Source organism: Streptomyces sp. NPDC002125, assembly GCF_053593715.1.
Genome location: NZ_JBSFDD010000011.1, coordinates 65322 through 84125, shown reverse-complemented (window position 1 = coordinate 84125; position 18804 = coordinate 65322). Strand labels below are relative to the sequence as shown.

Here is an 18804-nt window from a genome sequence, read left to right as displayed (position 1 = left end):
TCCCGTTTCAGTCGCGGGGGAAGTCGGAGGTCTCCAGCGTGAGGCCGACGACCGTCCCCGTCAGGTCCACCGGTGTTCCGAAATCGAGGCTCAGCACGCTGCGGTACTCGTCGTCCTTGGGGATCGAGTGCAGGTGCCATGTGCCGGTGTAGGGGTCGGCGATGAGGTACACCGGCACGCCTGCGGTGGCGTAGGTGGCCTTCTTCGAGCCGTAGTCATTGGCCGCCGTGTCCTTGGAGATCACTTCGGCGACGAACTCGATGTCCTGGTAGCGCCAGTGGCCCTTGGCGTCCGTGGATGCACCCTCGGCAAGCGCCACCACGTCGGACGCGAAGCCGTTGAGGCGGCCGGGGAAATCGATACGCACATCCGACATCAGCCGCTGTCGGGGATAGCCGACACGCAGCTGTTCGACGAGGTCCAGAATGATCTGCCAGTGAGTGCCCCGTTGCGGCGACATGTAGACGTTCCCCTCGACGATCTCGACCTTGAATCCCTCGGGGGTGGGCTCAAGCCACTCGAACATCATGTCCAAGGTGCGCTCGTCGCTGGTGTCGGCCATCTCGATCCTGTCGTCGACGACGGTCATCGTGGCGCTCCTCCCCGCTGCCGCACGGCGCGGGCAGCCGCGTAGTACAACGATAGGCCCGGCCCCCCGGACACGCGGGGACGCTGGGACACTCGCCGCATGAGCAGCCAGAGACTCTTCGCCGCCGTCCTGCCGCCCGGTCCCGCCGTGGAGGAGCTGGCCGGGGCCGTCGGCCGTCTGCGCGGGATGCCGGGGGCCGGCGACCTCCGCTGGACCGAGCGGGCCGGCTGGCACTACACGCTGGCCTTCCTCGGGAACGTGGAGGAGGAGCTGCTGCCCGAGCTGTACGTCCGGCTGGAGCGGGCCGCACACCGGACCGAGCCGTTTCCGCTCAGGATCCACGGCGGGGGCCGCTTCGACGGGCGGGCGCTGTGGGCGGGGGCCGCGGGCGGCCTGGACACGCTGCGGCTGCTCGCCGAACGCGCCGACGCCGCCGCCCGCCGGGCCGGGGTGGCGATGGAGGAGCACCGCCGCTTCACCCCGCACCTCACCCTGGCCCGCAGCCGGGTCCCGGCCGACCTGACCCCGTACACGGCGGCGCTGGAGGGCTTCGAGGGCATGCACTGGGAGGCGGCGGAGCTCAGTCTCGTACGCAGCCGTCTGCCCGTGGACGGGGTGCCGGGGGAGCAGCCCCGGTACGAGGTGGCGCGGACCTGGCCACTGGGGCGGTGAGCGGTCCGGTTACGCTCGTCGGGTGGACCCGAAGACAAGAAACCGCATCATGGCGGCCGTGCTCGTGCTGATGTTCGTCGTCGTGGCGGCGGCCTCCGCCCTCGGAGGCTGACTCCGGACGCCGTATCCGGGGCTGATGCCCGGGGCGATCCAGGAAAGCTGATCCGGAGGCGAAGGCCGCGCACGTGCCGCGTCGCTACCAGGCGAAGTTCTCCGGCGACGGGCCGGGGCCCGGGAAGATCTCGTCCAGGGCGGACAGCACCTCCTCCGAGAGCTCCAGCTCCACCGCGCGCAGCGCCGAGTCGAGCTGCTCCCGCGTGCGGGGGCCGGAGATCGGGCCGGTGACGCCAGGCCGGGTCAGCAGCCAGGCGAGACCGGCCTCGCCGGGCTCCAGGCCGTGCTTCTCCAGCAGGTCCTCGTACGCCTGGACCTGCGCCCGCACCTTCGGGTCGGCCAGCGCCTCGCCCGAGCGGCCGGACGTGGACCGGGCGCCGCCGCCCTCGCGCTCCTTGCGGATCGCGCCGCCGAGCAGCCCGCCGTGCAGCGGCGACCACGGGATGACCCCGAGGCCGTACTCCTGGGCCGCCGGGATGACCTCCATCTCGGCGCCGCGCTCCATCAGGTTGTAGATGCACTGCTCGCTGACGAGGCCGTAGCTGCCGCGCCGCTGGGCCCGCTCGTTGGCCTGGGCGATCTTGTAGCCCGAGAAGTTGGACGAGCCCGCGTAGAGGATCTTGCCCTGCTGGATCAGTACGTCGATGGCCTGCCAGATCTCGTCGATCGGGGTGTCCCGGTCGACGTGGTGGAACTGGTACAGGTCGATGTGGTCCGTCTGCAGCCGCTTGAGGCTGGCGTCGACGGCGCGGCGGATGTTGAGGGCGGACAGCTTGTCGTGGTTGGGCCACGCCTCGCCGTCGGCGCCCATGTTGCCGTAGACCTTGGTGGCGAGGACGACCTTGTCGCGGCGGTCGCCGCCCTGCGCGAACCAGGTGCCGAGGATCTCCTCGGTGCGGCCCTTGTTCTCACCCCAGCCGTAGACGTTCGCCGTGTCGAAGAAGTTGACGCCCGCCTCCAGGGCGGCGTCCATGAGCGCGTGGCTGTCGCTCTCGTTGGTCTGGGGGCCGAAGTTCATCGTCCCCAGCACGAGGCGGCTGACCTTGAGTCCTGTGCGTCCGAGCTGCGTGTACTTCATGGAGCCCAAGCCAACTCCTTCGAGCGCGCTCGAAGCAAGCGTGATCTCAGACGCGCCGCGCGAACCGGTCCAGCGCCGCCAGCACCGCCCGGGAGGTCGCGGGGCCGCCGAGGTGCCCCGCGCCGTCGATCACCGTCAGCTCGGCGTCCGGCCAGGCCCTGGCCAGCTCCCAGGCGGTGACCAGCGGCCCGCCCAGGTCGAAGCGCCCGTGGACCAGGACGCCCGGGATGCCCGCCAGGCGGCCCGCGTCGCGGATCAGCTGTCCCTCCTCCAGCCAGGCGCCGTGCGCGAAGTAGCGCGCGCAGATCCGCACGAGGGCCAGCTGGTCGCGGCCGGGTCTGCCGCCGTACGGGGACGGGCCGGTGTGCGCCTCCATGGAGAGCACCGCGTCCTCCCACGCGCACCAGTCGGCGGTCGCCCTCGCCCGCACCTCCGGGTCGGGGCTCTCCGTCCGGCGGGCGTACGCGGCGACGAGGTCCCCGGGGCCCTCGGCCTCCGGTACACCCGCCCGGAACAGGTCCCAGGCCTCGGGGAAGATCTGCCCGGCACCCCTGTACAGCCAGTCGATCTCGCTGCGCCGGGTCGTCGTCACGGCGGAGATCACGATCTCCGAGACCCGCTCCGGGTGCTGTTCGGCGTACGCCAGGATCAGGGTCGAGCCCCACGAGCCGCCGTACAGCAGCCACTTCTCGATGCCCAGGTGCTCCCGCAGGAGCTCCATGTCGGCGATCAGGTGGGCCGTCGTGTTGTGCGACAGGTCGGCGGCGGGGTCGCTCGCGTGCGGGGTGGACCGGCCGCAGTTGCGCTGGTCGAAGAGTACGACGCGGTAGAGGTCCGGGTCGAAGTACTGCCGGGGGCGGGTGCCGCAGCCCGAGCCGGGCCCGCCGTGGACGACGAGGGCGGGTTTGCCGGCCGGGTTGCCGCAGACCTCCCAGTGGACGAGGTTGCCGTCGCCGACGTCCAGCATTCCCTGGTCGTGGGGCTCGATCGGCGGGTACGTTCCGTCGGGCTTCCTGTCCACTGCGGCGGTTCCCCTCGGTCGGTGGGCTATTCGGTGAAGGTGAACGGGGTGTCGGCCGTGTTGTTCGAGTCCACGTTGTCCACGCTCCACACCCGGAACACGGGGGTTTCGTTCCCCGAACCCACTTCCGCGGGCACCGTCACCACCGCAGCGGCCCGGCCGTCGGCATCCGTGATGACATCACGCAGGTCCTTCTCCACGGACCCGCTGTCGCGGAAACTGATGCAGATCCTCTCGTCCGGCGCGAAGCCACTGATCTCGATCGTCACCTTCTCGCCCGCAGCCGCCGTGTAGGGGGTCACGACCACGCGCGGCACGGAGTCCGGGGTCGTGGGACTGGTCGCCGGCAGGGTTTGCACCGGGGGACCCGGCCCGTCGGCCGAGGCGGTGGGCTCCGTGGTCGAGGCGGATGACGTCACGGGCGTCGTCGCCGGACCGGCCCGCAGGCCGTCCGAGGAGGAGTCGTCGCCGGACGCCACGGCCGCGATGACCGCGGCGGCGATCGTCGCCACCGCCGTGATCACGGCGGCGATGACCGGCATCCGGTGGCCTCCGCCCTGCGGAGCCGGGGGGTGCGGCGGAGAGGGCGGGGGACCGGTGGGCGGGACGGGGGCCGGAGCCGGGGGGTTGCTGGGCCTGGGCGGGACCGGGGGGCCCGGTGGTGGGCTGGGCTCGGACACGCGGGATCCCCCTGTGGGCTCGTCAAGATCGGTGGAGCCGCTCAGGATACCGATCCCGATGTGGCGCGCGCCTCTCAATTCGCCCTGGCGACAGCCGAGTTGCGCGAACGGCTCGGGTGCCCCCGGGCGTCACGGGGCGATCGGCAGCCGGCGCTTGTGGTCGGTGAGGCGGTAGCGGCCGACGATCGTGTCGAAGGCCTGCTCGTCGACCGGCTTGCCCTCCAGGAAGTCGTCGATGGTGTCGTACGTGACGCCGAGCGCGTGCTCGTCCGCCTTGCCCGGGTCGAGCGTCTCCAGGTCGGCCGTCGGCACCTTCCACACCAGCTCGGCGGGGGCGCCCAGCGCCTCCGCGACGGCGCGCACCCGGCGCTTCGTCAGGCCGGTCAGCGGGACCAGGTCGGCGGCGCCGTCCCCGAACTTGGTGAAGAAGCCGGAGACCGCCTCGGCCGCGTGGTCCGTGCCGACGACCAGGCCGCTGTGCGCGCCGGCAACCCCGTACTGGGCGATCATGCGCTGCCGGGCCTTGATGTTGCCCACCACGAAGTCCTGGTGGTGGGGGTCGCGGAAGGCCACGTCGCCGGTGAGCAGGGCCTCCCGCATGGCGTCGGTCGCGGGCTTGATGTCCACGGTCAGCACCTGGTCGGCCTGGATGAAGGAGAGCGCGAGCTGCGCGTCGTGCTCGTCGGCCTGGACGCCGTAGGGCAGCCGCATCGCGTAGAACCGGGCCTCGTGGCCCTCGGCCCGGGCGCGCTCGACGGCGAGCTGGCACAGCCGGCCCGCGGTGGTGGAGTCGACGCCGCCGCTGATGCCGAGCACGAGCGAGCGCAGGCCGGTGGAGGTCAGCCGCCCGGCGAGGAAGGACACACGGCGCTCGATCTCCTGCTGGGCGTCGAAGGTCTCCGCGACCTCCAGCTCCCTGGCGATCTCCTGCTGCAGGGCGATGTTCGCCGGCTCGCTCACGTCTGCTCCTCGGTCCGGTTCACGACGGTCTGTCTCGCCCACCCTACCGAGGGCCGCCCGCCCGGCCCGGTCAGCCCTTGACCGCCACGTGGTACGCCGACGCCCACAGCGTCGCCGCGGAGGCCAGGCCCACCACGGCCCGCACGGTCCCGTCCGAGAGCCCCGCCGCGACGAGCACGAAGCCGGCGACCGCCACGGCGCTCAGCAGCGCGGCCGTCCCCTTGTACTGCCACTGGTCGTAGAGGCGCGCGAGCGGGACGAAGTGCAGGCCGACCACCAGCGCGATGGCCGGAGGGATCAGCCCGGGGCGGCCCGACGCGTTGGACGCCGCGATCACCGTGAAGATCGCCGCGAGTTCGACGACGTTGACGATCCCCACCGACCGCGCCCAGTTCGCTGGCAGATCCACCATGCGCGGCGAAGGCGCCGCGCCCTTGCGGTAGGCGAGGAGGACGGCCGCCACGGTGACCGGCACGGCGGCGATCTCGACCGCCAGGGCCGCTCCGGAGGATGCCAGCCCGGACGCCCCCGCGAAGGCCCAGACGAGAGCGAACACGGACAGGACGACGGTGCCCCTGCGGCGCAGGGTCCGGGTGAGGGCGGCGCACTCGGCGTCGGAGACCGTGGGCGTCGAGGGGGTCGGCTGGATCATTGGGCGAGGGTATAGCGATCACGCCGGCCGTTCCGGGGGTTCCGGGCGGACCGGGAATGCCTCCACTTACGGAGTCCCTCCGTCCGCCCGGAACCGCCCTGACCTGCCCGTTCCGCCGTACGGGCCCGTGGGCAGGAGCCCGCGCCGCACGGGTCCGTGCGGCAGGAGCCCTCACCCCCCCGGGCCCCCGCCCGGGGAGCGTCCTCACGGTACGAGGACGAGCCGCCCCCGCACCCCGCCCTCCGCGAGGCGGGCGTGAGCCTCGGCCGCCCGCTCCAGCGGATAGGTGCGGGCCACCCGGGACGCCAGGACGCCCTCGTCGACCAGCTTCACCAGCTCGGCGAGCCGGTTGCCGTCGGCGGCCACCTCCACGACCTGGACGCGGATGCCGCGCACACCCGTCGGGCCCGCGTGCGGGATGACACCGACGTACTTCCCGCCGTCCCTCACATGCGCCAGCGCGTCCGCGCCGATCACGGCGGCGTCCAGCACGGCGTCGAACCCGTCCGCCACCGCGCCGCGCTCCACGAACCGGTCGGCGCCGAAGGACCGTACGAGCTCCTCGTCACCCGGCCCCGCCACCCCGGCGACGCTGATTCCGGCGCGGTGCGCGAGCTGCACCGCGTATCCGCCGACCGCGCCCGCCGCGCCCGTGACCAGCAGTGTGGACCCGGGGGCCAGGTCCAGCAGGTCGAGCGCCTGCGCCGCGGTCAGGGTGTTCAGCGGCACGGTCGACGCGTGGACCGCGTCCACCGAGGCGGGGGCGGGCGCCACCGCGGAGCCGTCCACCACCACGTACTCCGCGTGCGACTTGGCCGGGGCGGGACCGTAGGCCAGCGCGACGACCTCCGCCCCGGGGGCGAACGGCGCCCCCGCGCCCACCGCGTCCACGGTCCCCGCCACGTCCCAGCCGAGGCCCAGCACGCCGCCCTCGGGCAGGGGGACGAGGAACCCCGCGCGATACGCCGCGTCCACCGGGTTCAGGGCCGCCGCCACCACCTTGATCCGCACCTGGCCGGGGCCGGGCACGGGCACCTCGGTCTCCACGAGCTCCACTGCCTCAGGACCACCGAACGCCTTGACCACCACAGCACGCATGTCGACAACTCCTCGGTATCGGTGGCGGGTTTCTCCCGCCACCGCAAACCTAGGAAGAGTTACTCTCCTTCCGTAAGTACGTACCTCCAGGTGCGTAGCCCACCCCCAGGTAGGACCGGAGGCCGGAGACCCATGGCGACCCGCACCGCGGCCCAGCGCCGCGAGGAAGCCCGTTTCGCGTACGACGCCTTCCTCCGGGAGTGCCCGACCAACCAGTTGCTGGGGCGGCTCGGCGACAAGTGGGTCAGCCTCATCGTGAGCGCCCTGCGTGACGGCCCCATGCGCTACAGCGACCTCGGCCGCAGGATCGCCGGGGTGAGCCAGAAGATGCTGACCCAGTCACTGCGCACCCTGGAGCGGGACGGCCTCGTCACGCGTACGGTGACGCCGTCCGTGCCCGTGCGCGTGGACTACGAGCTGACGGAGCTCGGCCACAGCCTGAGCGGCCTGCTGTTCGCCGTGAAGACCTGGGCGGAGACCCACTTCGACCAGGTCCACGAGGCCCGTGAGCGCTACGACGAGGAGGCCGCGGCATGAACGCCACCCCGCGGATCCTGGCGGTGCTGGACGAGATCGTCGCCTCCTCGGACCCCGGCGGGCGGGGCGCCCTGTGGCGTCTCGCCGAGCAGGGCCGGGAGCTCGACGCCAACGTGGTCCGTCTGCCGCCGGGCGCCGGGGTCGGCGAACACCAGGAGGACGCCCTGGACGTGCTGTTCGTCGTCCTCGCGGGCGGCGGCGGTCTGCGTACGGGCGAGGGCGGCACCCTGGAGCTGGCCCCGACCACCGTCCTGTGGCTGCCCCGCACCTCCCGGCGCGCCCTGGAGGCGGGGCCGGAGGGGCTGACGTACCTCACGGTGCACCGCCGCCGCCCCGGACTGACGGTCGGGCCGGCCGTCCGGACGCCCCCGTACGCGAACGAGGGCGGCGAGGCCCCCTGCATGCTGGACCTGGTGTGCCCCGGCTGCGGGCGGCTCTCGGCGGACCGTGCGCCGAAGTTCTGCAGCGCGTGCGGGGAGGCGTTCCCCGGGCGCTGACGGGTGTTCAGGCCCCGAGGCCCGCGTCCCGCGCCGGCAGCGCGGCCAGGCCGCTCGGGCGGAGGCGACGGAACCTGCCTCCGGTGCTGTCCCCCCGCGCGGGGTGTACTCAGCGCCACCCTCGAAGCCGGGTGCGTACGCCAATGTGCTCGTCCCCCCGCGTCCGTAGCGTCGATGCCGTGACGCAGAGGGCGTCCGACGAGCAGAGGGTGATGACCATGTTCGATCGCAAGAGGCAGTCCCCGCGCCGCACGGACGAGGCGCTGCGGCTGGTTTCGGTGACCAAGGTGTACGGGTCCGGGGACGGCGCGGTGACCGCCCTGGACGGGGTGACCCTGAGCCTGCCCACCGGGAGCTTCACCGCGGTCATGGGCCCCTCGGGCTCGGGCAAGTCCACGCTGCTCCAGTGCGCGGCCGGTCTGGACCGTGCCGACGCGGGGCAGATCCTCGTGGACGGCGAGGAGATGGGCGGCGGGGGCGAGGCGGCGCGCACGAGGTTCCGGCGCGAGCGGATCGGCTTCATCTTCCAGCAGTACAACCTGCTGCCCACCCTGACCGTCGAGGAGAACACCTCGCTGCCGCTGCGGCTGGCCGGCCGCAGGGCCGACCCGGAGCGGGTCCGCGCGATCCTCACACAGGTGGGGCTCGGCGAGCGCCTCCGTCACCTCCCCGACGAGCTCTCCGGCGGCCAGCGCCAGCGTGTCGCCATCGCCCGCGCCCTGGTCACCCGGCCGGGCGTGGTCTTCGCCGACGAGCCGACCGGTGCCCTGGACACCCGCAGCGCACGCGATGTCCTCGGTCTGCTGAGGGAGACCGTGCGTCGGCACGGCACCACCGTCGTGCTCGTCACCCACGACCCGGTGGCCGCCTCCTACGCCGACTCGGTGCTGTTCCTCGCGGACGGGCGCCTGGCCGGGCACCTCACGGCTCCCACCGCGGAGGCCGTCGCCGAGCGGATGACGCACCTCGGCGACACCGTGGCCGAACGGCACGCGCACAACAGCCCGCTGATGGAGGTGTGAGCCATGCTGTTCCTCGCCTTCCGCTCCGTCCGCAAGCGCCCGGGGCGCTTCCTCGCCACGCTGCTCTCCGCGTTCCTCGGCGCGGTCGTCATCATGACGTTCAGCTCCCTCCTCGATACGGCGGCCGCCCCCGGGGTCGACGACGTCAGCGCCGAGTCCCTGACCCTCTCCGCGAGCGTCGTCGGCGGCTACGGCTCCCTCCTCGTCTTCTTCGCCGTCGCCTCCACCCTCACCGTCAGCGTCCGCCAGCGCGCCGAGGAGATCCACCTGCTGCGCTGCACGGGAGCCACCCCCGCCCAGATCACCCGCATGGTCGTCGGGGAGTCGGCCGTGGTGGGGCTGGCCGGGACGGTGCTCGCCATCGGCCCCGCCATGCTCGGTGGCAGGCTCCTGCTCGACATGTTCAAGGACAGCGGCCAGGTCGCCGCCCACGTCGACCCCGCCTTCGGCGCGATGGCGCTCGGCTCCGGCTTCGGCATCGCGGTCCTCGCCTCGGCGGGCGCGGCGTTCCTCGCCGTACGCCGCGCCACGAAGGCCGCCGGAGCGCGCCGCCGGTCCACGGGCCGGGGCCGCGTCCTCGCGGGCTGCGCGGCACTGGTCGCCGGGGCCGGCGGAGTCCTGACGACGTACGCCGTCGACAGCACCGAGGAGATGCTGATGGCGTTCCCCGCCTACGGGGCGATCCTGCTCTCCGTCGGCTTCGCCGTCCTCGCACCTTCCCTGCTCGGCCGGCTGCTGGACGCGACGCGCGGGCCGCTGGCCGCCGTCGCAGGCGCGGGCGGCTATCTCAGCGCCCGTAACCTGCGCAGGCGGGGTGCCGAACTCGCCGGAGTGCTCATGCCGATGGTCATCTTCACCGGCATGGCCACCGCCACCCTCTACATCCAGGGGGTGGAGAGCGACTGGGTCACCGCGTCCGGCCTGGACAAGACCGTCGAGGACAAGAACCTGGAGACCCTCAACCTGGTCGTCGTCGGCATCATCGTGGTCTTCTCCTGCATCATGCTGGTCAACAGCCTCTACGCGGCGACCTCCTACCGCTCCCGCGAGTTCGGCCAGCAGCGGCTGGCCGGTGCGACACCCGGCCAGGTCATGGGCGTGGTCGGCTGGGAGTCGGTGATCCTCACGCTGACCGGGCTGTTCCTCGGCACGGTGGCGGGCCTCGCGGGGATCATCCCGTTCACGATGGTCCGCACCGACCAGGTCCTCCCCGACCAGGGACCGGGCACCTGGCTGGCCATCATGGCGATCGCGGCGGTGGTGACGCTCGGGACGAGCCTCGGGACGGCCCGCAGGACGCTCAGGGCACCGGCGATCGACGCGGTCACCCTCGCGGCCTGACCGTACGGGCTGCCGACCGTACGCGACGAAGGCCCCTGCCGGTGTGGCTCGGGCCTGACCGTACGCAACGAAGGCCCCTGCCGGTGCGGTTCCGGGCCGGTCAGACCCAGGGGGCCTGGCGCTCCCAGGGCGGGAGGTCCTCCTCGCGGTAGCCGCAGCGGCAGGACAGGACCTGGCAGGGGGCGTCGCAATGGAGGTGCCGGGGGTGCGGGCACAGGGCGCAGGGGCCGGCCGTCAGGCCGGTCTCCCGCTCGTTCCTGTACAGGGTGCAGGCGCAGCCCGCCTTGGACTCCCACCCGCAGCGGCCCGACGCGTTCGCATGGCGGTGGCGCGGGTGGCCGCAGTCACGGCAGTCGTCCTTCAGGTCCTGCGAGGAACTCTCGGGCATCGGTGCTCAACTCCTTTGCCGGGCATGCAGGATCACTCTCGCAGTATGACCGGTCGGACCCGTGCCGGGTGGCGGCGTCCGCGCGGACGCCGGGCCGGGACGCCGTGGAGACCACGACGGTGTTGGCGGTGACGATCACCGCGACGGCCGACCAGGAGGCCGCGTCCAGGTGCTGGTCCAGGACCGCGAGGCCGATCAGCGCGGCGAAGACCGGGTTCACGCTCATGAAGACGCCGAAGAAGTGCGGCGGCACCCGGCGCAGGGCCATCAGGTCCGCCACGAAGGGCACGGCCGACGAGAGCACCCCGGCGACCGGCGCGCAGACCAGCGCCAGCGGTGTGGGCGGGTGCTGCCAGAGCACCCATGCGCCCACCGGCAGATACAGCGCGCCGGAGACCAGGGCGGCGGCGGCCGAGCCCTCCAGGCCGGGCAGCCGGGCTCCGACGGTGCGGTTGCACTGGATGTAGCAGCCCCAGCAGACCGCCGCCAGCAGGGCGAGGCCGATGCCGAGGTAGTCGGTGGTGGGGGTGGGGCGCGCGAGTACCGCCACCGCTCCCGCCGCGGCGAGCGCGGCGGCGAGGTCGGCACGGCGGCGGGAGCCGGCCAGGGCCACGGTCAGCGGGCCGAGGAACTCCAGCGTGACGGCCAGCCCGAGCCCGATCCGCTCGATCGCCGCGTACAGGGACAGGTTCATCCCGGCGAACACCAGCGCCAGGCACAGCACCGGGCGCCACTGCGCCGCCGTGAAGTTCCGCAGCCGGGGCCGTCCGGCCGCCCCGAGCACGGCGGCGGCCACCCACTGGCGCACCGCCACCACACCGACCGGCCCGATCGCCGGGAAGGCCAGCGCCGCGACCGCCGCCCCGCTCTGGTTGGACAGTCCGCTGCCCAGCATCAGCGCCATCCCTCCCCAGCGCTCCGCACGAGGGCCAACGGCCCGTACACCGGCGGCCTGCGGGGCGGCGGGAGACACGGTTGCGGGGGAGGTCGCGGGCTTCATGCGCCCACGATGGGACGCCGCCACCCATGCGCAAAATGCATGGGGCGCTCGACCTATACGCTGGGCGTATGGATGGTGGGCGGAAGACGGCCGGTGCGATGGAGCTGAAACACCTGCGCTGTCTGGTCGCCATCGTCGACACCGGCAGCTTCACCGACGCCGCCCATGAACTCGGCATCTCCCAGGCCGCCGTCTCGCGGAACCTGACCGCGCTGGAGGGAGTGCTCGGGGTGCGGCTGCTGCACCGTACGAGCCGCTCCGTCGCCCCCACGACCGTGGGCGTGCAGGTCCTGGCCCGTGCGCGCGTCCTGCTCGCGGGCGCGGACGAACTCGCACGCGAGGCCACCGTCGGCCACACCCGGCTGCACGTGGGCCACGCCTGGTCCGCCTTCGGCCGCCACACCACCGAGTTCCAGCGCCGCTGGCACGAACAGCACCCCGAGACCGAACTGCGCCTGATCCGCCACAACAGCCCCACCGGCGGCCTGGCGGAAGGGCGGTGCGACCTCGCCGTCGTACGCGCCCCTCTCGACCTGACGTCCTGGTCGCACGCCCTGATCGGTCACGAGGCCCGCTGTGTCGCCCTGGCGTCCGACGACCCCTGGGCCCGCCGCCGCGGCATCCGGCTGGACGAGGTCCTCGGCCGGACCCTGGCGATCGACCGCCGTACGGGCACCACCACGCTGGACCTGTGGTCCGCGCACGAGCGGCCCCTCGTCGAATACACCCACGACATCGACGACTGGCTCGCCGCCATCGCCACCGGCCGCTGCATCGGCCTCACCCCCCGGGCCACGGCCGCCCAGTACCGCCGCGACGGCATCGTCTACCGCCCCCTGCGCCACGCGGACCCCGTCCCCGTGCACCTCATCTGGCGCACCCACGACGCCCACCCGGCCACCCATACCGCCATCGCCCTCGCCGCCGAGCTCTACCGCTGAACCGTCGTGTCCTCGCCTCCCCGTACGACTCGTGACAGGAGATCCGCATGGCCGGTACCGAATCGAGAGCGGCGGTATGGCCGTTGGTCAACGCCGAGCGGGCGGCACTGGCCTCCGATCTCGCGGGCCTGACGGACGAGCAGTGGCGGACCACCTCGCTCTGCACCGGACTGACGGTGCGTGAGGTCCTCGCCCATCTCACCGCGGGGGCGCGTCTGACGCCGGCGCGCTGGATGGCCGGAGTGATCCGCTGCCGGTTCGACTTCGACAAGCAGGTGGCCGTGCGTCTGGCCGAGCAGATGGGCGCGAGCCCCGCCGAGACCCTCGACCGCTTCCGGGAGTCCGTCACGAGCACGACCAAGCCCCCGCTGCCCGTCCTGGCCATGCTGGGCGAGACGATCGTGCACGGAGAGGACATCCGGCGCCCGCTGGGCATCCGCCGTGAATCCCCGATCGAGGTGCTCACCCGGGTCGCCGAGTACTACGCGGGCACGGACATGGTCGTCCTCGCCAAGGGACGGATCGAGGGCCTGAGCCTCGCCGCCGACGACGGCCCGTTCAGGACGGGCACCGGCCCTCTCGTGACCGGCCCGACCCTGGCCCTGGTGATGGCCATGACGGGACGGGGGGCGCACTGCGACGACCTCTCGGGCGACGGCGTGGAGCTCCTGCGCGAGCGGTGCTCGGCGGGGTGACGGGCGGGTCGGGGCGGCCTGCCGCACCCGGCCCTCACAGGCCCGTGGGGAGCGACAGCAGCCGTTCCGGCGCGGTGAGTTGGCCCATGATCGCGATCGGGGCATATGCGGAACAGGACCCCTCCGCGTGCGGTACCGTAATCGCGTCATCACGTTCCGTACACGCATAGTGCGCGGGGCGGCCCCCGGGGGTGCTACCAACACCCGGCCGAGGGCCTTCACCCAGAGTGGAAGAGTGGAGTCCACCAAGATGCTTCGGCATGCTATCGCGCCCTCCCGGCGCTACACGAAGGCTTCGCACGACGTCGTACGCCATACGCGGCTGACCAGCGACGCGAAGATTCTGCTCTTGGCCGTGCAGGGGCTCCCCGACGGACAGGCCGGGCTGCCGCTGAGTGAGCACGCGCGGAAGCTCGGCATCACGGGGCGGGCGTATCAGAAGTCCAAGGAACTGCTGGTCGCGCACGGTTACGTCCATGAGTGGCGCGAGCAGGGTGAGCGCGGGCGATGGGTGACGGAGCAGCTGCTCTCCAATGTGCCCCTCACGCGGGAGGAGGCGGCCGGGCTTCGCCAGGGGCGGCCCCCAGTGGTCCCGAGTGCCCGGAAACCGACGGTCGGTGAACCAGCCGGTCGGGTGGTCGGTCATCAACTACCGGTGGATGAAGAACTGGAGAAGAACTCTCCCCACCCGCCCTCCGAAGCCGAAGCCGAAGCCGAAGCCGAAGCCGAGACCGGGCCCGAGACCGGGCCCGAGGACGCACTCGCCCCCGAAGTGGCGGAGGGTGAGCGCGTGTTGCTGTCGCTGCGGCATGTGAGGCGGGAGCTGTACCTCGGGGTGAAGGAGGCCAGAGCGCTGGCCGGGCTCGCCGCCCGCTGGCTGTTGCGCGGGGTGTCGGCGGGTGAGCTGCGGCGCGCCCTGACCAGCGAACTGCCGGGCGACGGGGTGCGGTCGGCGGTGGGCTTCCTGCGGTTCAGGCTGCTGAACAAGATGCCGCCGGAGCTCCCCGCCGGGCACTCCCCGGAGCCTGCCGCACCGCCGCCCGTCGCGGAACTGGTGGTCTGCGCGGCGCGGGATGAGGAGGAGCACGTCTTCCGTCCGGTCGCCGACGAGACCGAGTGCGGGCCGTGCCGCCGACGGGCCGCACGGGAGCACTGGGCCCGGCAGAGGACTCTGGCGGAGGCCGAGCCCGACCCCCTCCCGTGGCGGCAACGCTTCGCGCGGGCCGGGGCGCCCGCCCCTGACGGCGGGGCGGCGCCCTGCGCGCCGTAGCCGGGGTGCCCGCGCGTGGGCCGGCTGCCGGGGCAACTGTCAGAGGCGGAAGCTAGGTTCGGTGTATGAGAACCGAGTCGTCCCAGAAGCTCGACCGTTTCCGCGAGAAGGCGCTCGCACGCGGCGTCCCGGCCGACGCGGTGGAGCGCTGGCTGGCGTCCGCCCGCCCGTGCGTGACCCTGGCTCCGATGGCGGACGGGCCCGTGGTGGGGCGGCTCGGCGGTCCTGTGATGCTTCCCGCCGACGCTCCCGAGCTCGGCCGGCATCTGCATCTGATCGCCACCCTGGAGCTCACCGCAGTGCCGCAGGGGGCGACAGGGCTGCGCCTGCCGTCCGACGGCCGGCTTCTGCTGTTCGCCCACGCCGACCCGGAGGAGTGCGAGGCGTCCGGCAAGGTGGTGTACGTCCCGGCCGGTATACCCGTCGAGGAACGACGCGTGGACCATGGCTACGAACCGGACCACGCGATGGCGGATCTCGATGTGCGACTGGAGGAGCTGGGAGAGCTGCGGCTCGCCCACGACGTCTCGCTGCCGGACCACGAGGTGCTCTTCGACCCTTCCGAGCACCCGCACGCCGGCGAACTGCGCGCGGCCTGGGCCGACGTGCGGGACGCGGACTGGAAGCAGCTCGGCCGGGGACATTTGCAGATCGACGGTTACGCCACGGACCCCTACGGCGAGGACGACCCCGTCACGGCGTGCCAACTGCATCCGCAGCGCCGGGAGGACGCGGACGGCGGGCCCGGTGAGGAGGGCCGGCGCCCGAGCCCCTGGGAAGCCCCCCGGCCGGGGGACTGGGCGCTGCTCGGTCAATGGCACGGCCTGGTGGGCGGGGTCCTCTACTGGACGGCCACGAGGCAGGACGTGTCGGAGCGCCGCTTCGACCGGACGACTGTCCTGGGGTTCTTCGAGGGGCCGTTCTAGTCCCGCCTCGGGTGGTTCCAGGACTCCGGTGGCCAAGGGCCGTCCCCCGCCGAACCGCGCCGCGCTCCGCGCGGGGCTGGCAGAATCCGGGGTATGGCGGACATCATCACGCGCGACGGAACGTGGAGCTTCGACGGTGACGCGATACGCGTCGTGCCCGGCAGCAAGGTCCACCCGGTGCGGCAGGACCTCGGCGAGTTCGCCGTGCCGTTGCGCGCGGTGGCGGGGGTGTCGTTCGAGCCGGACCGCAAGGGCGGCCGTCTGCGGCTGAGGCTGCGCAACGGCGCCTGCCCCGTCCTGCGGGCGGCGGACGGGCGGCTCAAGGACGCCTCCGACCCGTACCAGCTCGTGGTCGAGAAGGACCGCGCGGGCGTGGCCGAGTATCTCGTCGACGAGATCCGCAACGCCCTGCTGATCGAGCAGGTGCCCGAGGGGCCCGTGGACGGTTTCCTGCTGCCGGGGCCCTCGGTGCCGGTGTCCGGCGGCGGCGGTGACGGCACGGCGTCCTTCGACGGGGAGACGGTCCGCCTCACCTGGAACTGGAAGGCCGAGGAGTCGAAGACGGCGGGCGGCGCGGTGACCCTGCCGCTGTCCGAGGTCACCGGGGTGCGCTGGCTGCCGGCCATAGGGCTGGAGAACGGGTCCCTGCGCTTCGACCGGAGCGGCGCGGTCTCGGCGTCGCCCGCCAAGTACGACCCGTACTCCCTGGAGTTGTGGGGGCTGTCGAAGCGGGAGTACACGGCGGTGCTGGTTGCGGCCGCCGTGCTCGTACGGCTGCCGTCGCCGGGGGGCAGGGCCGAGCTCGCCGCGCCCGTGGGGCAGCCGGACGCCGCTCCGGCGCCCGTTCCCGCCCCGGGCCCGGCGGCCGACGACCATGACGTCCTGCTGCGCAGGCTCCGGGAGCTCGGTGAGCTGTACGAGTCGGGCATCCTCACCGACGAGGAGTTCGCCCTCGCCAAGCGGGCCGTGCTGAAGCGCCTCTGACCGGGGGGCTGTCAGACCCCGTTGATATATCTGGGGGCATGACGGCTTTCCGTGACTTCAACTTCAAGCTCCTCGTCGTGGAGCAGCTCATGTACGGGGACAAGACGCTCACCCCGGAGTTCAGCATGGCCGAGCACATGCGGGCCCGCGGGGTCGAGGACCTCCACGACCACGTCGAGGAGAAGGGGCTGGAGTACACCGTCCTCGACGAGGCCCGCGCCTACTTCGAGCAGTTGGAGATACCGGCCGAGCTGCTCGCCACCGTCGAGGAGCTGACGTTCGACGGCGGGAACCAGGTCTTCATGGAGTGCGCGCCGGTCTGGGACGGCGAGGACGACCTCTTCGACGTACGCAGCCTCGACGACCTGGAACTGCTGCCGAATCTCAAGCGCTTCATCGGGGGATATGCGCTGGATCACATGCTCCCCGGTTCGCTGGAGACCCTGGCGGCCAGGGGGATCGCCGTGGAGGACTAGAGCCGGTCCGGTGGTCAGGGGGGCGCTCGGCCGCGCGCCGGGCGGTCCCGGACTGCTGTACGAGCGCTCACCGGTCCTGGCGGTCCGTGCCGTGGGCGGCGCGGCGCGTGGCGTGTCGCGCCGGACGAACCAGGACAATGGCGCACGCGCCATCCAGACGCGACCAAGCCCTCTTCGGCCCCTGCGACCCGCTCGACTGCCGTCGCGCGCCCGGAGATACGGCCGACGAAGGAGGACCCGTGGTGGATGTCCCGGTGGACCAGCTGACCGGTACGGTCGACGGTGCGCGTACGCGCGCACGCGGAAAGCTCCTGGACGCCGCCCTGGAGCTGTTCGGGGTGTACGGCTACGCGCAGACGTCGGAGCAGGCCGTGTGTGTGATGGCCGGGGTGCCGGAGGAGGTCCTCTGGGAGGAGTTCGGCTCCCGCGAGGGACTGCTGACGGCCCTGCACAACCAGATCACGACCAGCGGACTGCGGGCGGCGGAACAGGCCCTGCTCTCCGAGGGGATGGACGACTGTCCGCTGGAGCAGCGCTTCCGGCGGCTGTTCGACGCCTATGTGACGGCGGTGACCCGGGACCTGCGCGAGGCGCGCGTGTGCTTCGTCGAGGTGCTGGGGGTGAGCCCGGCCGTGGACGCGCACTGCAAGCGGTGGCGCGACCTGTGGGCCGACTTCCTGAACGGCGAGGCCGAACGGGCGGCGGTGCGCGGCGAGGTGGAGGAGCGGGACCATCGGGTCGTGGTGATGGTGATGGTCGGTACGGTCCACGAGCTCATGGCCCACCACGCCCGCCGCCCGCGCAGGGCGCGGCCCGACGAGGTGACGGAGGAGCTGACCAAGCTGGGACTGGCCATGCTCGGGGTGGAGTTCGTGGGCTGAGCCGGCCGCGGGCCGGGCGGGCGCTCACAGCCTGATGTCCGCCGCTATGGGCAGGTGGTCGCTCCCGGTCGCCGGCAGCGACCGTACGCGGGTGACCGTCGCCGACCGGGCCATGACCTGGTCGATCCGTGCCACCGGCAGCTTCGCGGGCCAGCTGAAGGCGAAGCCGGGGCCCGTCGGGTCCATCAGTGAGCCGACCGGCTCCAGGCCCCTGTCGTCCAGGGTGCTGTTGAGGTCCCCGAGGAGGATCACGCGGTCCAGAGGTTCCGCGGCGAGGGCCTTGCCGAGGAGCACGGCGCTCTCGTCGCGCGTCCCGGACGAGAGCCCGGACGGGCCGATCCGTACGGAGGGCAGATGGGCGACGTACACGGCGATCTCACCGTGCGGTGTACGGGCGGTGGCCCGCAGTCCCCGGTTCCAGCCCTCCCCGACGCCCTTCGGCCTGATGTCGACCAGCCGCACCCCGGTGAGGGGGTACTTCGACCAGAGCCCGACCGTGCCCCTCGTCGCGTGATGGGGATGGCTCGCCGCCAGGGCTGCTTCGAAGGCGGGCAGGGCGGGGGCCGTCAGCTCCTCCACGGCGATGAGACCGGCGTCCGTGTCCGCCAGCGCCCGTGCGGTGGCGCCCGGGTCGGGGTTCACGTCGCTGATGTTGTGCTGGACCACCGTGAGATCGGCCTCGGGCGCCTTGCCGGGGAAGAGCAGAGGGCCGAAGACCCCCGACCAGGCGATGGCGGGCAGCAGCACGGCGGTTGTCGCGAGGAACGAGCGGCGCAGCAGCGCCGGGACGAGCAGGACGGGGACGGCCAGTCCGAGCCAGGGGAGGAAGGTCTCCAGCAGACTGCCCAGACGCCCAGGGGTGTTGGGGACGATTCCCGGCAGCAGGAGCAGGACGGCGACCAGGCCGCAGAGCAGGGCGGTCACCCGGCCGTGACGCCAACTCCAGCCTTTCGCGGGGCTGTCCGGCTTCTCCGCCACTCGC

At 72.8% G+C, this 18804-nt stretch carries 22 protein-coding genes; 12 read left to right on the top strand and 10 right to left on the bottom strand.

Annotation, left to right across the window (positions count from 1 at the left end; genetic code table 11):
* Window positions 1-7 precede the first annotated feature (7 nt).
* Window positions 8-589 (bottom strand): Uma2 family endonuclease, encoded by a 582-nt coding sequence (locus ACWCQM_RS20270; protein WP_267074308.1) that lies wholly within the window; start codon window positions 587-589, stop codon window positions 8-10.
* 99 nt (window positions 590-688) lie between these two features.
* Here ACWCQM_RS20270 and thpR point away from each other — a divergent pair, with 99 nt between their 5' ends.
* Entirely contained in the window at window positions 689-1261 is a 573-nt protein-coding gene (thpR, locus tag ACWCQM_RS20265) for an RNA 2',3'-cyclic phosphodiesterase (protein WP_450916556.1), read from the top strand.
* A gap of 196 nt (window positions 1262-1457) precedes the next feature.
* On the opposite strand, the gene ACWCQM_RS20260 is transcribed toward thpR, so the two are convergent.
* The 6 genes from ACWCQM_RS20260 to ACWCQM_RS20235 all read right to left on the bottom strand — a co-directional run bounded on the left by ACWCQM_RS20260 (window position 1458) and on the right by ACWCQM_RS20235 (window position 6864).
* Window positions 1458-2453 carry an aldo/keto reductase gene (locus tag ACWCQM_RS20260; protein ID WP_450916555.1) on the bottom strand — a complete coding sequence of 332 codons (996 nt, stop codon included), beginning with the start codon at window positions 2451-2453 and terminating at the stop codon, window positions 1458-1460.
* Window positions 2454-2499: 46 nt separating this feature from the next.
* Window positions 2500-3474: a prolyl aminopeptidase gene (pip, locus tag ACWCQM_RS20255; RefSeq protein WP_450916554.1), complete on the bottom strand. Its 975-nt coding sequence runs from the start codon at window positions 3472-3474 to the stop codon at window positions 2500-2502.
* A gap of 26 nt (window positions 3475-3500) precedes the next feature.
* Window positions 3501-4016, bottom strand: a complete 516-nt coding sequence (locus ACWCQM_RS20250) for a hypothetical protein (RefSeq protein ID WP_450916553.1) — start codon at window positions 4014-4016, stop codon at window positions 3501-3503.
* A 267-nt stretch (window positions 4017-4283) separates the two neighbouring features.
* Window positions 4284-5114: an ammonia-dependent NAD(+) synthetase gene (nadE, locus tag ACWCQM_RS20245; protein WP_450916552.1), complete on the bottom strand. Its 831-nt coding sequence runs from the start codon at window positions 5112-5114 to the stop codon at window positions 4284-4286.
* Between the two features lie 70 nt (window positions 5115-5184).
* Complete coding sequence (locus ACWCQM_RS20240) at window positions 5185-5766, bottom strand: hypothetical protein (protein WP_450916551.1); 582 nt, start codon at window positions 5764-5766, stop codon at window positions 5185-5187.
* A gap of 204 nt (window positions 5767-5970) precedes the next feature.
* Window positions 5971-6864, bottom strand: a complete 894-nt coding sequence (locus ACWCQM_RS20235) for an NADP-dependent oxidoreductase (RefSeq protein ID WP_450916550.1) — start codon at window positions 6862-6864, stop codon at window positions 5971-5973.
* A 132-nt stretch (window positions 6865-6996) separates the two neighbouring features.
* Here ACWCQM_RS20235 and ACWCQM_RS20230 point away from each other — a divergent pair, with 132 nt between their 5' ends.
* The 4 genes from ACWCQM_RS20230 to ACWCQM_RS20215 all read left to right on the top strand — a co-directional run bounded on the left by ACWCQM_RS20230 (window position 6997) and on the right by ACWCQM_RS20215 (window position 10261).
* A complete protein-coding gene (locus ACWCQM_RS20230) occupies window positions 6997-7401 on the top strand; it encodes a winged helix-turn-helix transcriptional regulator (RefSeq protein ID WP_073743920.1) in 405 nt (134 codons plus the stop codon).
* The gene (locus tag ACWCQM_RS20225) at window positions 7398-7898 is read left to right on the top strand and encodes a hypothetical protein (protein ID WP_450916549.1); all 501 of its coding nucleotides are present in this window, start codon (window positions 7398-7400) and stop codon (window positions 7896-7898) included. The genes ACWCQM_RS20230 and ACWCQM_RS20225 overlap by 4 nt, the downstream gene beginning before the upstream one ends.
* 218 nt (window positions 7899-8116) lie before the next feature.
* The gene (locus tag ACWCQM_RS20220) at window positions 8117-8920 is read left to right on the top strand and encodes an ABC transporter ATP-binding protein (protein ID WP_450916548.1); all 804 of its coding nucleotides are present in this window, start codon (window positions 8117-8119) and stop codon (window positions 8918-8920) included.
* Between the two features lie 3 nt (window positions 8921-8923).
* On the top strand, window positions 8924-10261 hold the full coding sequence (locus ACWCQM_RS20215) for an FtsX-like permease family protein (RefSeq protein ID WP_450916547.1): 1338 nt from the start codon (window positions 8924-8926) through the stop codon (window positions 10259-10261).
* Window positions 10262-10361: 100 nt separating this feature from the next.
* On the opposite strand, the gene ACWCQM_RS20210 is transcribed toward ACWCQM_RS20215, so the two are convergent.
* Together ACWCQM_RS20210 and ACWCQM_RS20205 are read right to left on the bottom strand one after the other, a co-directional pair.
* On the bottom strand, window positions 10362-10649 hold the full coding sequence (locus ACWCQM_RS20210) for a hypothetical protein (protein WP_450916546.1): 288 nt from the start codon (window positions 10647-10649) through the stop codon (window positions 10362-10364).
* Window positions 10606-11553 carry an EamA family transporter gene (locus ACWCQM_RS20205; RefSeq protein ID WP_450916684.1) on the bottom strand — a complete coding sequence of 316 codons (948 nt, stop codon included), beginning with the start codon at window positions 11551-11553 and terminating at the stop codon, window positions 10606-10608. The genes ACWCQM_RS20210 and ACWCQM_RS20205 overlap by 44 nt, the downstream gene beginning before the upstream one ends.
* A 164-nt stretch (window positions 11554-11717) precedes the next feature.
* Here ACWCQM_RS20205 and ACWCQM_RS20200 point away from each other — a divergent pair, with 164 nt between their 5' ends.
* From ACWCQM_RS20200 to ACWCQM_RS20170, 7 genes are all read left to right on the top strand, one after another.
* Window positions 11718-12590: a LysR family transcriptional regulator gene (locus ACWCQM_RS20200; RefSeq protein WP_450916545.1), complete on the top strand. Its 873-nt coding sequence runs from the start codon at window positions 11718-11720 to the stop codon at window positions 12588-12590.
* 47 nt (window positions 12591-12637) lie between these two features.
* Window positions 12638-13285: a maleylpyruvate isomerase family mycothiol-dependent enzyme gene (locus ACWCQM_RS20195; RefSeq protein WP_450916544.1), complete on the top strand. Its 648-nt coding sequence runs from the start codon at window positions 12638-12640 to the stop codon at window positions 13283-13285.
* Between the two features lie 250 nt (window positions 13286-13535).
* Window positions 13536-14555 carry a hypothetical protein gene (locus ACWCQM_RS20190; RefSeq protein WP_450916543.1) on the top strand — a complete coding sequence of 340 codons (1020 nt, stop codon included), beginning with the start codon at window positions 13536-13538 and terminating at the stop codon, window positions 14553-14555.
* Window positions 14556-14620: 65 nt separating this feature from the next.
* A complete protein-coding gene (locus ACWCQM_RS20185; RefSeq protein WP_450916542.1) occupies window positions 14621-15481 on the top strand; it encodes a DUF1963 domain-containing protein in 861 nt (286 codons plus the stop codon).
* 93 nt (window positions 15482-15574) lie between these two features.
* Window positions 15575-16465, top strand: coding sequence for a DUF4429 domain-containing protein (locus tag ACWCQM_RS20180; RefSeq protein WP_450916541.1), 891 nt, complete (start codon window positions 15575-15577; stop codon window positions 16463-16465).
* Window positions 16466-16503: 38 nt separating this feature from the next.
* Window positions 16504-16941, top strand: coding sequence for a DUF6892 domain-containing protein (locus ACWCQM_RS20175; RefSeq protein ID WP_450916540.1), 438 nt, complete (start codon window positions 16504-16506; stop codon window positions 16939-16941).
* A gap of 239 nt (window positions 16942-17180) precedes the next feature.
* Complete coding sequence (locus ACWCQM_RS20170; RefSeq protein ID WP_450916539.1) at window positions 17181-17822, top strand: TetR/AcrR family transcriptional regulator; 642 nt, start codon at window positions 17181-17183, stop codon at window positions 17820-17822.
* A gap of 24 nt (window positions 17823-17846) precedes the next feature.
* On the opposite strand, the gene ACWCQM_RS20165 is transcribed toward ACWCQM_RS20170, so the two are convergent.
* Complete coding sequence (locus tag ACWCQM_RS20165) at window positions 17847-18800, bottom strand: endonuclease/exonuclease/phosphatase family protein (protein WP_450916538.1); 954 nt, start codon at window positions 18798-18800, stop codon at window positions 17847-17849.
* Between the last annotated feature and the right edge of the window lie 4 nt (window positions 18801-18804).